10 protein-coding genes and 1 riboswitch are annotated in these 15,084 nt (G+C 72.9%); of the genes, 8 read left to right on the top strand and 2 right to left on the bottom strand.

The features are described 5' to 3' along the window. Positions 1–924, top strand: coding sequence for an aldose 1-epimerase (locus K415_RS0105720; RefSeq protein WP_024286129.1), 924 nt, complete (start codon positions 1–3; stop codon positions 922–924). 89 nt (positions 925–1,013) lie between these two features. On the opposite strand, the gene K415_RS0105715 is transcribed toward K415_RS0105720, so the two are convergent. Continuing rightward, the gene (locus tag K415_RS0105715) at positions 1,014–4,025 is read right to left on the bottom strand and encodes a glycosyl hydrolase (protein ID WP_024286128.1); all 3,012 of its coding nucleotides are present in this window, start codon (positions 4,023–4,025) and stop codon (positions 1,014–1,016) included. A gap of 395 nt (positions 4,026–4,420) precedes the next feature. On the opposite strand from K415_RS0105715, the gene K415_RS22540 reads away from it, so the two are divergent. Beyond that, complete coding sequence (locus tag K415_RS22540; RefSeq protein WP_024286127.1) at positions 4,421–5,569, top strand: RDD family protein; 1,149 nt, start codon at positions 4,421–4,423, stop codon at positions 5,567–5,569. 81 nt (positions 5,570–5,650) lie between these two features. Here the strand turns inward: K415_RS22540 and K415_RS0105705 are convergent, their stop codons facing one another. Beyond that, positions 5,651–6,589, bottom strand: coding sequence for an FKBP-type peptidyl-prolyl cis-trans isomerase (locus tag K415_RS0105705; RefSeq protein ID WP_024286126.1), 939 nt, complete (start codon positions 6,587–6,589; stop codon positions 5,651–5,653). A gap of 250 nt (positions 6,590–6,839) precedes the next feature. On the opposite strand from K415_RS0105705, the gene K415_RS0105700 reads away from it, so the two are divergent. From K415_RS0105700 to K415_RS0105675, 6 genes are all read left to right on the top strand, one after another. Further along, positions 6,840–8,069: an ROK family transcriptional regulator gene (locus K415_RS0105700; RefSeq protein ID WP_024286125.1), complete on the top strand. Its 1,230-nt coding sequence runs from the start codon at positions 6,840–6,842 to the stop codon at positions 8,067–8,069. Then, positions 8,066–9,031 (top strand): carbohydrate ABC transporter permease, encoded by a 966-nt coding sequence (locus K415_RS0105695; RefSeq protein ID WP_197024678.1) that lies wholly within the window; start codon positions 8,066–8,068, stop codon positions 9,029–9,031. Before K415_RS0105700 ends, K415_RS0105695 begins: the two co-directional genes overlap by 4 nt. After that, positions 9,024–9,839 carry a carbohydrate ABC transporter permease gene (locus K415_RS0105690; RefSeq protein ID WP_024286123.1) on the top strand — a complete coding sequence of 272 codons (816 nt, stop codon included), beginning with the start codon at positions 9,024–9,026 and terminating at the stop codon, positions 9,837–9,839. The genes K415_RS0105695 and K415_RS0105690 overlap by 8 nt, the downstream gene beginning before the upstream one ends. Positions 9,840–9,959: 120 nt before the next feature. Beyond that, entirely contained in the window at positions 9,960–11,261 is a 1,302-nt protein-coding gene (locus tag K415_RS0105685) for a sugar ABC transporter substrate-binding protein (RefSeq protein ID WP_197024677.1), read from the top strand. 143 nt (positions 11,262–11,404) lie between these two features. Next, on the top strand, positions 11,405–12,568 hold the full coding sequence (locus K415_RS0105680) for a glycoside hydrolase family 15 protein (RefSeq protein ID WP_024286121.1): 1,164 nt from the start codon (positions 11,405–11,407) through the stop codon (positions 12,566–12,568). Beyond that, positions 12,565–14,880: a TIM-barrel domain-containing protein gene (locus K415_RS0105675; RefSeq protein WP_024286120.1), complete on the top strand. Its 2,316-nt coding sequence runs from the start codon at positions 12,565–12,567 to the stop codon at positions 14,878–14,880. Before K415_RS0105680 ends, K415_RS0105675 begins: the two co-directional genes overlap by 4 nt. A 107-nt stretch (positions 14,881–14,987) precedes the next feature. Further along, positions 14,988–15,081: riboswitch (SAM riboswitch) on the top strand. Positions 15,082–15,084: the final 3 nt, after the last annotated feature.

Below are 15,084 nucleotides of genomic sequence, written 5' to 3'. Positions count from 1 at the left end.
GTGCTCGTCATCGCCAACGACCACTGGCAGATCGGTGTCCTGCCGGGGACCGGCGCGTCGCTCGCGTTCGGGCGGACCAGGCTCGCGGACGGTCGCTGGCACGACGTCCTGCGACCCACCCGCACGGCATGCCTGCGGCGGTATGCGCAGTGCTCGAGCTACGTGCTCGTCCCGTTCTCCAACCGGGTGCGGGACGGCCTGCTGCGGTTCGGCGACCGCACCTGGCAGCTGCGCCGCAACGCCGGGGACGGCACCGCGATGCACGGCGCGGCGCACGAGTTCCCGTGGCAGGTCGTCGAGCAGTCCGACACCGCGGTGACCCTGGTCTTCTGCTCGGCCGACGTGGTCGGCGCCAACTTCCCGTGGGGCTTCAGCGCGCGGGTCACCTACGCACTGGACGGTGCGCGCTTCACGGTGCGCACCGAGCTCGCCAACAGCTCGACCGAGGCGTTCCCGGCCGGGTTCGGTCACCACCCGTACTTCCAGCGCGGTGTGCGCGACCCCGAGGTCTCCGAGGTGCAGGTCGAGGTCCCGTGCGAGCTGAGCTACCCGCTCGAACGTGCGATGGCCGTCGGGGCACCGGGACCGCTCCCCGCGCACGCGGACTACCGCCGGCTGCGACCGCTCGACCGCCCGTTCGTCGACGTCTGCCTGACCGGGCGGCTTGGTGATCGGCCGGTGCGGCTGACGTGGCCGGCGTCGGGCGTCGCGGTCTCGCTCCGGGCCGACGACGTGTTCTCGCACACGGTCTTCTACGTGCCGCGGCGCAAGCGGTACTTCGCCGTCGAGCCCGTGACCCATGCGAACGACGGCTTCAACCTGATGGCGGCAGGGGTGGACGGGCACGGCGTCTTCGTGCTCAGCCCGGGGGAGTCCCGCAGCGGCGAGTTCCACCTCGACGTCGAGGTGCTCGAGAACGCCTGACCTGCCCCTGCCTCTCGGCGCGGGTGCGTGGGCAGGCACGGTCCGCCGGCCGGTGACTCCTCCTCACCGGCCGGCGGGGCCGCGCGATGTCACCGGTAGGGCAGCAGCAGCACCGATCCGGTCAGGTCGACGTCGGTGGTGCCGGCGCCGATCACGTTCCACAGCTCGACCCGAACGGTCCCGCCGTCGAGGTCGGCCAGGAGGCCGTCGGCCGAGGTCAGACCCTGGGTCTCGCGGTACGCCTCCCACCCCACGACGGGGTCGGTCGGGAAGTACCGGTAGGTCTCCACCCGGTCCCACGTGCCGTCGCCGGTCAGGTCGTACGAGACCCGCAGCCGGGTCGCGTTGCCGACCGACGTCCCGGCGTCCAGGCCGATCGCCACGCCGGTCTTCCCGCCGGTGAAGGCCCCGTCCAGGTCGGCGACCTCGAACGAGCGGCCCGTCGCCGGGTCCCCGACGGCGTCCGGCCCGCTGGTCGGCCGCAGGGTCGCGACCCCGGAGCCGGGCGCCGACGACAGGCCGTCCGCGCTCAGGTACAGCGGGGAGGCCGCGTCGGTCGGTGGGGTCGTCGGGTCGGGTGTCGGGGTCGGAGTCGGTGTGGACGTCGGCGTCGGTGTCGGCTCGCCCGGCCCCCCGGTGCCTGATCCGCCGCTCCAGGTGTGCGCGCCGGTGGTCGCGGTCTGCCCCGGTGCCACGGACAGGGTCGTCCCGTCCGAGTAGGTCACCGTGAGCGGCTCGGCCGTGACGTTCGCGGCGACGTAGGTGCGTCCGCCGTCGCGGGTGAGCACCGCGGCCAGCGGGTGGTCGGCCGTGACGGTGGTGTCGAGGGTGCCGAGGGCCGCGAGGTTGGCCACCCAGTGGTACGTGTGCGCCCGGGACTCGCCCTCCTCGACCGGGTAGCCCGGCTGGGCGTCGAGAGCGGCGAGCGCCGCCGGTCCGTCGCCGAGGGCCAGGTACGACCACGCGATGTCCTGCCAGACCGTCGGGTTGCCGTGGTTGGCCGTGACCAGCTCGGCGTAGTTGGCGCGGACGTCGTCCGGCCGGATCCCGAGGTACAGGTGCCCGCCGGTGATCGGCAGGGTGTTGATGCCCTGGATCATCTCCGGCTCGGCGCTGAACCAGGTGGCATAGGCGCCGCCGTCGCCCCAGATCATGCCGACGGTCGAGTGCCCGAAGCCGTCCGGGATCGCCCCGGAGCCGTCGAACCAGTAGGCCTGGATCGCGGCCGCCTGGGTCGCGTACAGGTAGGCGCCCGCGTCCCGGACATCGCGATCACCGGTCGCCTCGCCCCACAGGACGAGCGCGGCGGCGAAGTTCATGCCTTCCGAGCTGGACTCCTGGTTGTTGCCCGCCGCGAACGCCCCGTGCCCGGAGGCCCAGTCGTGGCCGGCGTAGATGTCGAAGTCCCGCAGGTACGGGAACCGGGTCTCGTCGCGGTCGTAGCCGTTGGCGTCCCGGATGAGCAGGTCGACCATGCCGCCGTAGGACTGGGCCCACGCCGGGTCGAAGCGGGCGAGGGTCGCTGCCGCGGTGATGAAGTAGCCGTAGTGGAAGTGGTGGTCGTTGAGCTCCTTGTCCGATCCGTAGGACGCGGGGAAGCCGACCAGCGTCCCCCAGGCCTCGTTGTAGGCGAAGAGCTGTCCGGTCTCACCCGGGTCGGCGGTCAGCCAGTCCGTCAGGGTGCTGCGGATCTGCGTGAGCGCGGTGTCGCGGACGTCGTCGCGGCCGACCTGGTCGGCGATCTCGGCGATCCGGGCCGCGCGACCCAGGGCCTTGCCGGTCCAGTACGTGTCGCTCCCCGGCGGGCCCATCGGGTCCTGTGCCACCTCGTCGAGCAGGGCGTCCAGGCGGGCCTCGGCGGCACCGACGCCGGTCGCGACGGCCGGGATCTCCGGCAGGACGCCGGTGAACGGGGTCACCGTGGTGAACGAGGTCGCGCCCACCAGGGTCGTCATGGCACCGCGCGGTGAGGCGAAGCTCCGGTCGGAGGTCCCGATGTCGCCCTCGACGTCGCCGAGGTGCTGGCTCTGGTGCGGGTAGAGCGACACGACGGTCCCGCCGGCCCCGCCGCTGCCGCCGCGTGCCTCGGTCTGCACCGAGTAGGTCGTGCGCACGACGCCGGCCGACTGGTCGTAGACGTAGTCCGCGCGCGTCCCGGTCACCTCGTTGTGCGCGTACGGCGTGTACGCGTCGGCCAGGTCGCGGCGGTCGGCGTCGTCGTCCTGCGGCGTGGTCGGCAGGACGGCCACGGACAGGTACCCGGCGCCGGCCAGGTCGGAACGGAGCGTCGTGCCCGACGTCGTCCAGGCGGCACCGGCGGGGGCGAAGGCGACGTAGTCCGCGCCGCCCGACGTGAAGCCGATGCGGGCGCCGTCGTCGAGCCAGACGCTCAGGTCGGCGGCGCCGGTCAGGACGGCGTCCCCGCCGGTCATCCGGTACCAGCTGAACGGCAGACCGTGGCCGATGGTGGCCTCGAGGGTGCGGGTGCCGTCGCTCCAGGACGGCGTGACGGTCCAGTCGCTCCAGTCGGCGACCTCGACGACCGGTGCATCCAGGCCGTCGACACCGACCAGCAGGTCGCGGGCGTACGCGTGGTGGAACTCGCCGACCCCGCCGGGCGTCCCGGACATCGTCGGCTCGCGCGTGTAGCCGAGCCCGAGGCCGTCGGCGCTCGGCAGGTAGGACACCGGGTGGGCGTGCAGCGGCTCGCTCGTGGCGCAGTTCCACTTCTTGAGGACCAGGGACGACCACCAGTCGTTGGTCGGGACCGGGCCCAGCGGTGCGTCGTCGGTCAGGAAGGCCCGTGGGTCGGTGGCCAGGGCGGCGCAGCCCTCCGGCGCCGGGCCGACGACGTCGGTGGTGTAGCTGCCCGCACCGACCTGTCGGTTCTCGGCCTGGGCGGCGGAGCCCGCGAGGCCTGCGGCGGTCAGGGCGCCTGCGGCCAGCACGGCGACGGCGCGGCGTCGGCGTCGGCGCCGCAGGGAACGGGCCGGGCCGACGGGCGCCGCCGGGTCGGGTGCGGCGGGTCGGCGATCAGGCGCCGACGGGCGACGCAGACGGGAGAGTGCCGAGCGGACGGGGTCGAACAGGTGGGTGCGCATGGCAGGGGCCCTCCGAGGCGGGCGGGCCACTGACGTGTCCCCCGGCTCGTGGTCACGGCACCCGCGTCGTTGCGGTGCCGTCGGTCGCCGGCCCGTCCGCCCCCTCTGGTCGGACTGTGAACGGTGCCCTACCTGACGGTACGTACCAAGAAACAGTCATGGCAACGGAAGAATGGGACCGGTCTCATCATGTGACCGTCAAGAGAAGGCCGGGCCCGGACGCAACGGGACACAGGGGACAGAACCACGGACCGGCGTTGTCCCGCGACCGGCGTTCGGGCCCTCACGCGAGGCTCGCGAGAGGCGTGCGGGGCCCCCACGAGGCATGCGGGAGGCAGGTGGGAGGCATGCGGGCGGCTCTGGTGCGGCGACCGCTTCTCCGACACGATGGCCGCGTGACGATCGACGGGGGCGGATCGACGGCAGACGATCGCCTGGACCGCGCTCCCGTGGTCCGCGTTCCCGTGGACCGCGCTCCCGTGGTCCTCGCCGGTCAGGACCTGCTGCCCCCGGCGCGGCACGAGGCCGCGTGGCTGCTGCGGGTCGTCGCGGCGCTGCTCGACCAGGCCCTGTTGATCGGCGTCACCTACCTGGCCTTCGTCGTCCAGCCCGTCGCCGCGCCCACCTCCCTGCCGCTCCTGGTGCCCACGGCCGTCGCGCCGACGGCCGGGCCGGGCGCAGCGACCTGGACGCAGAGCGGCTGGGTCGTCGCCACGGTTGCCGCCGTCATCCTCATGCAGGCCTACCTGGGCTCGAGCCCCGGCAAGCTCGTCGTCGGCATCGCCGTGGTGCGCGAGGTCGACCGGCGGCCGGTCGGGCTGCTGCGCACCCTCGGGCGCCTGCTCGCGCACGTCGTCGACGGGATCTTCTACCTCGGCTACCTGCGGCCCCTGTGGCACCCGCGACGCCAGACCGTCGCGGACAGCCTGGCCAGGACCGTCGTTCTCGCGACGCGCCGACCGCTGACCTACACCCTCCGCACGCGGACCGCCGGCGGCGTGCTGCCGGTCTGGGAGGCGCCGGTCGTCCCCGGGTGGCGCCGGGTGGCCACCGTCCTGGCCGCGGGTTCGTGCCTGATCGGTGTGCTGTTCGCCGCAGGCTCGTCGATCGCCGTCGACGACGTGTCGATCACCGCGTCGTGCGCCACCTCCGCCCAGGCCACCGGCGGTGACTTCACCCTCCAGGCCGGCGGGCTCGAGGTGAACCCGGGCACCGCGACCGAGAGTCGGCTCGGTGTGGAGCGTCAGTACCGCATCGGTGAACCCGGCGTCCGCGTCACCTGGGACTGGAGCGGCACGCTGCCCACGCAGGACGTCGGCCTGCACGCATCCTTCGTGCGGCGGGACGGCACCGGTGCCGTCCTGATCGACCACGTGATGCGCGACGGCCAGGTGCAGCCCGGTCGCGGTACGCCGCTGACCGGCGGCCCGACCGGAGTCCTGCTGCCCCTGGACACGCTCGCCGGCCTCGGCGACGACTGGACGTGGTCCCTCACGACCACCGTCGGCGGCACGACGTCGTCCGTCTGCATGCCCGACCGGTGACGACGCGGCCGGGGACCACACGATGGTGGTCGCCCGGCCGGCGTCGATCTGCCCTGGAAGGGCTCAGCTGCCCTGGAGGGCTCAGCCGGCCTCGAGGATGTCGATCACGAAGATGAGGGTCGCGTTCGGCGGGATCGTGTCGTTCCCCTCCGCGCCGTAGCCCTTGTCGGCCGGGACCACGAGCAGCACCTGGCTGCCGACGGTCTGGCCGACGAGTCCTTCGTCCCAGCCGGCGATGAGCTGGCCGGAGCCGATGGGGGTCGGGAACGGCTGTCCGTTCCATGAGGAGTCGAAGAGCGTGCCGTCCCACAGCCAGCCCTTGTAGTGGACGGTGACGGCGTCGCCCGTGGCGATCGCAGCCCCGTCGCCCTTGATGAGCGGCTGGACGACGAGCTCGGTGGGCTCCACGGCGTCGGCCGGGACCTCGATCTCGGGCTCGCCGTTCTCGGCGAGCGTCACCGTCGGCAGGCCGGCGGGCGGCTCGACCGCCGCACCCTCCGCACGCCCGGGGGCGACGCCGACGACCTCGATGACCATGAGCGTCGCGGGGTAGGCCTCGGTCGCGGGCGCGGTGTCGGTGGCCGCCACGGCCTCGCCGCCGGGTGCGGCGAAGAGCACGCGGACGCCGATCTTCTGGCCGAGCAGGACGTCGGTCAGGGCCGGCAGGATCGTCTCGTCGCCCAGGGACAGCGTGTCGGGCGCGCCGAGCTCCCAGGTCGAGCCGAGCGGGGTCCCGTCGTCGCCCGAGAGGGCGATGTAGTCGATCTTGAGCTGCTGGCCGGCGGCGAGCGTCTCGCCGGTCCCCTCGGTCTCGACCTGGGCGACCGCCTCGTCCACGCTGAACGGCTGGTCGAACGTGACGGTGGGCGCGGCGCCGAGGTCGCCCTCGACAGTGACGCCGTCGAAGGCGTTCGTCGCCGGGGCCTGCGAGGCGTCCGGCGCATCGGGGGTGTCGGAGCCGCCACTGCACCCGGTGAGCAGCAGCGTCGTAGCGAGAAGTGCAGCAGCCAGTCGGCGCACGTGTCAGTCCTTCATCGTCGGTCGTCACCGTCATGCGCTCGGCGCACCGGCGACCCGTCCGCGAGGGCGGACCGCAGCAGACTCTACGTGCTCCGCCTGGGAGTCACCTGGGAGCCCGCCCCCTGCCCGCCGTCAGATCCGTGCTTGCCGGCCAGGAGTCACCGGTCCGACAGCTGGGCCGTGGGGGCTTGACGTCGTCGGACCTTGCAGTTACTTTGGGACTAAATAAAGTGCTGAACAAAGGAGTTCGATGTCTGGCGCACCCCGCCCAGCAGCCCGCGGCGACCTCGTCCCGTCGGCGATCCTCGGGCTGCTCGGCACGCGTGGCCCGACCTCCCGGGCCGACGTGGCCCGCGCCCTCGACGTCAGCCCGGCGACGGTCACCCAGCTCACCAGGGACCTCATCGCCCGCGGCCTGGTGATGGAGCTCGAGCACGCCCCGTCGCAGGGTGGCCGCCCCGGCCGGCTGCTCGGCCTGGTCCGCTCGGCCGGCGGGGTGCTCGGCGCCAAGGTCACGGCCGACCACGTCGCGATCGTCGACGTCGACCTCGACGGCACCGTCCGGAGCTCGACCTCCCACCCGTTCAACCCGAGCGCACCCGATGCCCTCGACGCCCTCGGGCACATCCTCGGCTCGGCGGTGGACGACCACGCCGGTCACCTGCTCGGCATCGGGGTCGGCATCCCCGGGTCGGTCGACTCGCAGGCCTCAGGCATCGTCGAGGCACCCACCCTCGGCTGGTCCGACGCCCACGTCGGAGCAGTCCTGCGCGCCGCGCTCGGCGTCCCGGTGCTGGTCGAGAACGACGTCAACACCCTCGCGGTCGCCGAGCGGCTCTACGGCACGGGGCGCGAGCACGGCTCCTACCTCGTGGTGACGATCGGCCGCGGCATCGGCTGCGGGATCGTGGTCGACGGTGCCGTCTACCGCGGTGCCTCGGGCGGCGCAGGGGAGATCGGCCACGTGCCGATGACCCTCGACGGGCCGCTGTGCGGCTGCGGCTCGCGCGGGTGCCTCGAGGCGCACGTCGGCGAGGACGCCCTGCTGCACGCGGCCCTCGAGCGCGGGGTCGTCGGACCGCGCGGCACGTCGGCCGGGTTGCGCCAGGCCGCCGACCGCGGCGACGCCGTCGCGCTCGAGATCTACCGCGAGGCCGGTGCGCTGCTCGGCCGCGCCCTGGCCGGGATCGTGCACACCGTCGACCCCGAGGTGATCGTCCTGCTCGGTGAGGGCATCGACGCGTGGCAGCACTGGGAGCCGGGTTTCGAGCCGTCCTTCCGCGGCCACCTCCTGCCGGCCCGGCGTGGCATCCCGTTCGTGATCGAGCCGTGGGCCGAGGACAAGTGGGCCCTCGGTGCCGCCGCGCTGGTGCTCGCCACGCCGTTCGACGCCACCGACACGGCCGGTGACCAAGGACGTCTGGTCCGTGAGCGGCTGCATGCCGGAGCGGGCCGGACGTCGAACGGACCCGGGCGATGACCATGACCCAGCCACCTGCCGTCGTGAGCCTCCCGATGCGTGCGTCGACCGACCTCGCCCGTCGGACGCCGAGAGCCGGCGTGGCTCGCCGGCGCGGCCGGAAGAACGCCGCCTGGGTCACCGCGTTCCTGCTGCCCAGCGCGATCCCGCTGGTCGCCTTCACCCTCGCCCCGATGATCGGCTCGCTGTGGGTCAGCCTGCACCGCTGGAACCTGATCTCCGCGATGGAGTGGGTCGGGCTCGACAACTACACGACGCTGATCGCGGACCCGGCCACCCGGCGCGTCTTCGGCCACACGCTGCTGTACATCGTGGGCTACCTGCCCCTGGTGTACGTCGGTGGCCTCGCGCTCGCGATGGTGCTCAACCAGGCGTTGCGCGGTCGCAGCCTGTTCCGCGCCGCCTACTTCCTGCCGGTCGTCACGAGCTGGGTCGTGGTCGCCCTGGTCTGGCAGTGGCTGCTCAACCCGCGCAACGGCCTGGTCAACGAGGTCCTCGGCGTCCTGCACCTGCCCCAGCCCGGATGGTGGACCGACCCGACCTGGGCGATGCCGTCCGTCATCCTCGCCTCGGCCTGGAAGGACCTCGGCTTCGTCATGGTGATCCTGCTCGCCGGTCTGCAGTCGATCCCGGCCGAGATCCAGGAGGCCGCCCGGGTCGACGGGGCCAACGCGTGGCAGCGGTTCCGGCTGATCACGCTCCCGCTGCTCTCGCCGTCGACCTTCTTCGTCCTGGTCATCTCGCTCGTCAACGGCTTCCAGGTCTTCGACCAGGTCTACGTGATGACCGGGGGAGGGCCGGCCGGTTCGAGCCAGGTCGTCGTCGGGCAGATCTACGACCTGACCTTCCGGTACGGCCGGGCCGGTCAGGCGTCGGCACTGTCCTGGCTGCTGTTCGCCGTCATCCTTGCGATCACCGCCGTGCAGCTGCGCGGGCAGCGGAGGTGGGTCACCCATGCCTAGGACCCTGCGCCGCACGGCGTTGTACGCAGGCGTCGTCCTCGGCGCTGTCGCGATGCTCTTCCCGTTCCTGTGGACGGTGATCACCTCGATCACGCCGGGCGGGTCGCTCGCCGGCGGCCCCACGCTCGTCGTCGAGAACCCGACCCTGGACGCCTACCGCACGCTGTTCGACGCGATGCCGATGTGGCGGATCGTCGTGAACTCGTTCGGTGTGGCGATCGCCTCGACCCTGTTCCAGCTCGTCACCGGCGCCACGGCGGCCTATGCCTTCGGCCGGATGCGCTTCCGGGGCAAGAACGTGATCTTCGGTCTCTACCTGGCGACCCTGATGATCCCGCTGCAGGTGCTGGTCGTCCCGTTGTTCATCGAGATGACGATCTTCGACCTGCACGACACGTACTTCGCCCTGCTGGCACCGTCGATCGCCTCGGCGTTCGGGATCTTCCTGCTCAAGCAGGCGGTCGAGGGTGTCCCGGTAGAGCTCGACGAGGCCGCGACGATCGACGGCGCAGGTCACCTGCGGATCTTCGGCCTGATCGTGCTGCCGCTCGTGCGACCCGCACTGGCGACCCTCGCGGTGTTCGCCTTCATGGGCAGCTGGAACAGCTTCCTGTGGCCGCTCGTCGCGATCCGCTCGTCGGAGCTGATGACCCTGCCGCTCGGGCTCGCGACGCTCCAGGGTCAGTTCACCACCGAGTGGAACGTCGTGATGGCCGGCTCGGTCGTCTCGATCGTGCCGATCGCCCTCGTCTATCTCGTCGCCCAACGCCACATCATCGCCGGCATGGCACACACCGGGATCAAGTAGCCCGGCACCCGAACCCTCCGACCGCACCACCCGCACGCCGACGGGCCGCTCCGGCGACCCCGGACCCGCAGTCCCCCGACCGGCCGGCACCGATGCCGTCCGCCACGAAAGGAAGACACCATGCACCGCAGCATGACCCATCGCCGCTCGCGGGCGGTCGCCACCCTCGCCACGGCGGCTGCGCTCGCGCTGACGCTCACCGCGTGCACCCAGGGCTCCGCGACCAACAGCGACCCGGCACCCGCGGCCGGTGCGACCGACGGGGCGCAGGAGCCGGTCACCGTCCGGTACCTGAACTTCTCGGCCAACGACGGTCACGAGGCTGATCTCGACGCGCTGGTCACGGCCTTCCAGGACGCCAACCCGGACGTCGTCGTCGAGGTCGAGACCCTGCCGTACGCCGACTACTTCACGGCGCTGCAGACGGCCGTCGCCGGCGGGACCGTCGCGGACGCCTTCGAGCTCAACTACGAGAACTTCGTGACCTACGCGACCAACGGTGCGCTCGCCGAGCTCGAGGGCGTGGACGGCGCGGCGTACAAGGAGTCGCTGCTCGACGCGTTCACCCTCGACGGCACGCAGTTCGGGCTGCCCGAGTCCTTCTCCAACGTGGTGCTCTTCTACAACGCCGGACTCTTCGAGGCCGCCGGGGTCGAGGCCCCCACCGCCGACTGGACCTGGGCCGAGGAGAAGGCCGCGGCCGAGGCGCTGACCGACACCGCCGCCGGTGTCTGGGGCGACTACCAGCCGATCTCCTTCCACGAGTTCTACAAGACCCTGGCCCAGGCCGGCGGTGAGTTCTTCAACGCGGACAAGACCGAGGCGACCTTCGCCGGGCCGGAGGGTGTGGCGGCGGCGACCTGGCTGGTCGGCAAGTCCGGCACCACGATGCCGACCGAGGCCGACGGTGCGGGCAGCCCGGACTTCGACTCGACCCTGTTCATGGACGGCAAGCTCGCCATGTGGCACACCGGCATCTGGATGTTCGGCGGCGTCGGCGCCGTCGAGGGTCTGGACTGGGACATCGCCGTCGAGCCGGGCAGCACGACCAAGGCGTCGGCGATGTTCACCAACGGTGTCGTCGTCTCCGCGACGAGCGAGGTGAAGGACGCAGCCCAGCAGTGGGTCGAGTTCCTGACCTCGTCCGACGAGATGGTCCAGACCCGCCTCGACACCTCGTGGGAGCTCCCGCCGGTCGCCGACGAGTCCAAGGTCGCGGCCTACCTCGACGTCACGCCGCCGGCCAACCGCCAGGCCGTGTTCGACTCCCTGGACGCCGTCGTGCTGCCGCCGGTGATCGAGTCCCAGCAGGAGATGCAGGACATCGTGAGCGAAGAGCTCGGCAACGCTGCTGCCGGTCGCAAGCCGGTCGAGCAGGCGCTGAACGACGCGCAGGACCGGGTCAACGCCCTCCTCGGCTGACCCGACGGCGGGTGGGACGGCCGACCCCGATCGACCGTCCCGCCCGCCGCGCCCTGCCGCACCCTGCAGCGCCCTGCCGCTCGTCCGCCCCGTCCCACCCGTGCACCACCACCGGCGCCCTGCGCCTGCCAGGACTGCGAGCCATGACCGACACCTCCCTGACCACCGTCGACGTCGCACGGCTGGCCGACCTCGCCCGGCGCAGCCACGCCGTGATCACCGGGCTCCAGGACCCGGGCGGCGCCTACCCCGCCTCGCCGACCTTCTCCGCCTACCGCGGCTACGCGTGGCTGCGGGACGGTGCCTTCACGGCAGAGGGCATCTCCCGCTACCGCGACGTCGACTCGGCCGACCGCTTCCACGACTGGGTCGCCCGGGTCCTGGGCGCACGTGCGGCGGAGGTCGCGGCGCTGCGCACCGCAACGGCCGACGGGCGCGACGTGCCGCTGGCCGCGATGCTGCCGACGCGCTTCACCTTCGACGGTGCCAACGGCTCGGATCCCTGGTGGGACTTCCAGACCGACGGGTACGGCCTGTGGTTGTGGGCCGTCGTGGCCCACGCCCGTCGGCACGGTGTGCCGCTGACCCGGTGGCTCGCCGGCATCACCGTCGCGGTCGACTACCTGGTGACCTTCTGGGACCTGCCCTGCTACGACTGGTGGGAGGAGCACGTCGAGGAGCAGCACGTCTCGACCCTCGGTGCGATCCACGCGGGCCTGATGGCCGTCGTCGACGCGCAGGTCCTCGACGACGCACGGACCATCGCCGCGACGGGTGCTGCGCACGCAGCCCGGGACCGGATCCTGCTGACGGGCACGACCAGCGGGCGCGCCGGTGACCGCGGTGCCCGGCACCTGGCCAAGTGGCTCGGGTCCGACGCGGTCGACGCGTCGCTCCTCGCCTGCGTCGTCCCGTTCGGCGTGCTCGACCCGGGCTCGGCCCTGGCCGAGGCGACAGTCGACGCCGTCGCGCGGGACCTGGAGGTCGACGGCGGGGTGCACCGGTTCCGCGCCGACGTCTTCTACGGTGGCGGCCAGTGGTTGCTCCTCGCCTGCCTGCTCGGCTGGAACCGCGCCGTCGCGGGGGACCGCGAGGCCGCCCTGCGGAACCTGCTGTGGGTCGCCGACCGGGCCGATGCCGAGGGGTACCTGCCCGAGCAGGTCGCCGACCACCTGCTGCACCCCGAGCACCGCGCCGAGTGGATCGAGCGCTGGGGTGAGGTCGCCTCGCCCCTGCTGTGGTCGCACGGCATGTTCCTGATCCTCGCCGACGAGCTCGGCCTCCTCCCGGAAGGCTCCGACCGATGACCGCCACCCCCGCCGCACCCGAGCCGTCCGGCCCGTCCGGCCCGTCCGGCCCGTCCGGCCCGGTCGTGCGGCACCGCCCGTACGGCATCGAGCACCCCTACGCGACGTCCGCGGACCAGCGGGTCCCGGTGCTGCCCGAGGCGGGCCGATCCGTCCGGCTCGGTGTCGTGGCCGCACCGGACGTCACCGAGGTGACCTGCCAGTGGCAGGACCCGGCGGGCGCGGCGACGTCGCTGCCGATGCGCCCGGCGACCACCTCGGCCACCGACGCCGCAGCGCTCGCCGGTGGCGAGGGCCACCTGGCCGAGGCGCAGGCGGCGCAGCTCGCGGCCGACGGTGCCTGGTCGGTGACGAGCCCGCCGCTGACGGCCGACGTGACCTACAGCTACCGGTTCGTCGCACGGACGGCGGCCGGTGCGGAGCACACCACGCCCTGGTACGACGTGGCCGCGGGCACCTGGGGCACCGAGGGTGGGCGGCTGACCGTCGACGGCGAGCCGGCGCACGAGCTCCTCGTCCCGGGCAGCGTGCAGTGGCTGCGGACGCCCGACGGCGTCGCACGGGTGCGCTTCGCGCTGCGCCTGGCACCGCGGGAGCACGTCGTCGGGTTCGGCGAGCGCTTCGACGCCGTCGACCAGCGCGGACGGCGCCTCGACGCGGTCGTGTTCGAGCAGTACAAGTCCCAGGGCGAGCACGGCCGCACGTACCTGCCGATGCCGTTCGCGCACGTCGTCGGCGGCCGGGGCTGGGGGCTGCACGTGCGGACCGCGCGGCGGACCTGGTTCGACGTCGGCGCGTCGCAGCCGGACCGGCTCGTCGTCGAGGCCGAGCTCGGCGGCGCGCCGGACGAGGCCCTGGACGTCGGCCTCTACCGGGGCGCCCCGCACGAGGTCCTGCGGGCCTTCGGCGACGAGGTCGGGCGGGCCGAGGAGCTGCCCGCGTGGGTCTTCCGGCTGTGGGCCTCGGGCAACGAGTGGAACACGCAGTCGATCGTGACCGAGCAGATGGACAGCCACCGCGACCTGGGGATCCCGGTCGGCGCCGTCGTGATCGAGGCATGGAGCGACGAGCACGGGATCACCGTCTTCCGCGATGCGCGCTATGCGGTGACACCCGACGGTGCCGCGCACCAGGCGGCGGACTTCACCTACCCGCCCGACGGCGCCTGGCCGGACCCGAGGGCGATGATCGACGAGCTGCACCGCCGAGGGATCAAGGTGATCCTCTGGCAGATCCCGCTGCAGAAGACGGAGTTCGACCTGGGCCCGGACGTCGTCGCCGACAGCCAGGTGCTCGTCGACGCGCGGGCCATGGTGACCGGTGGCCACGCGGTGCTCGAGGCCGACGGCTCGCCGTACCACAACCGCGGCTGGTGGTTCCCGCAGGCGCTGATGGCCGACCTGTCGACCCAGCGGAGCCGGGACTGGTGGACGGCCAAGCGGCGCTACCTCGTCGAGGACCTCGACGTCGACGGCTTCAAGACCGACGGCGGTGAGCACGCCTGGGGCCACGACCTGCGCCACGGCGACGGCTCCCGCGGCGACGACGGCAACAACCGCTACCCCGTCCACTACGCACGGGCGTTCGGGGACCTCCTGCGCTCGGCCGGCAAGGCCCCGGTGACGTTCTCGCGCGCCGGCTTCACGGGCTCCCAGGCGCACGGGCTGTTCTGGGCCGGCGACGAGGACTCGACCTGGGAGGCCTTCGGGCACTCGGTGACCGCGGGCATCACGGCGTCGGCGTGCGGGATCGTGTACTGGGGCTGGGACCTCGCCGGGTTCTCCGGGCCGGTGCCCGACGCCGAGCTCTACCTGCGCGCGGCCGCGGCGGCGACCTTCATGCCGGTCATGCAGTACCACTCGGAGTTCAACCACCACCGCCGGCCGCTGCGGGACCGGACGCCGTGGTTCGTCGCCGAGGTCAACGACGACCCCGACGTCGTCGAGGTCTTCCGTCGGTACGCCGAGCTTCGCGAGCGGCTCGTGCCGTACCTGGCCGAGCAGGCGCGAGCGACCATCGCGACCGATCGCCCGCTGATGCGTGCGCTGTTCTTCGACTGGCCGGACGACCCGGCCGGGTGGGACCGGCCGGGCGAGTTCCTCCTCGGCGACGACCTGCTCGTGCACCCGGTGACGCAGCCGGCCGCGACGACCTGGAGCACCTACCTGCCCGCGGGGAGCTGGGTCGACGTGTGGACCGGTGACGTGCACGACGGCGGCCGGACGGTCGAGCGCGACGTCCCGCGCGACGTCGTGCCGGTCTACTGCCGCGCCGAGCGCTGGCCGGACCTGCGGGCGGTCTTCACCGGTTGACGGGTCGGGCGGTGCGAGGCGCCGGTCGCCCGACCTGCGAGACGAGATGTCCCGCCCCTGGGGATGATCGTCTTGGGATCTCGCCGCGCGAGGCTCTACAGTGAGGCGACCCATCACGAGCGGCCGAGAGATCTGGCTCGACGACGCCGCAGCAACCCCCCGGTCGCAGGGTGCGGGTGCTCACGCCAGAGCCGATGGAGCCCG

Source organism: Cellulomonas sp. KRMCY2 (assembly GCF_000526515.1).
GTDB lineage: Bacteria > Actinomycetota > Actinomycetes > Actinomycetales > Cellulomonadaceae > Actinotalea.
The sequence above is the reverse complement of the archived record's forward strand: the minus strand, read 5'-3'. Positions and strand labels throughout refer to the sequence as shown.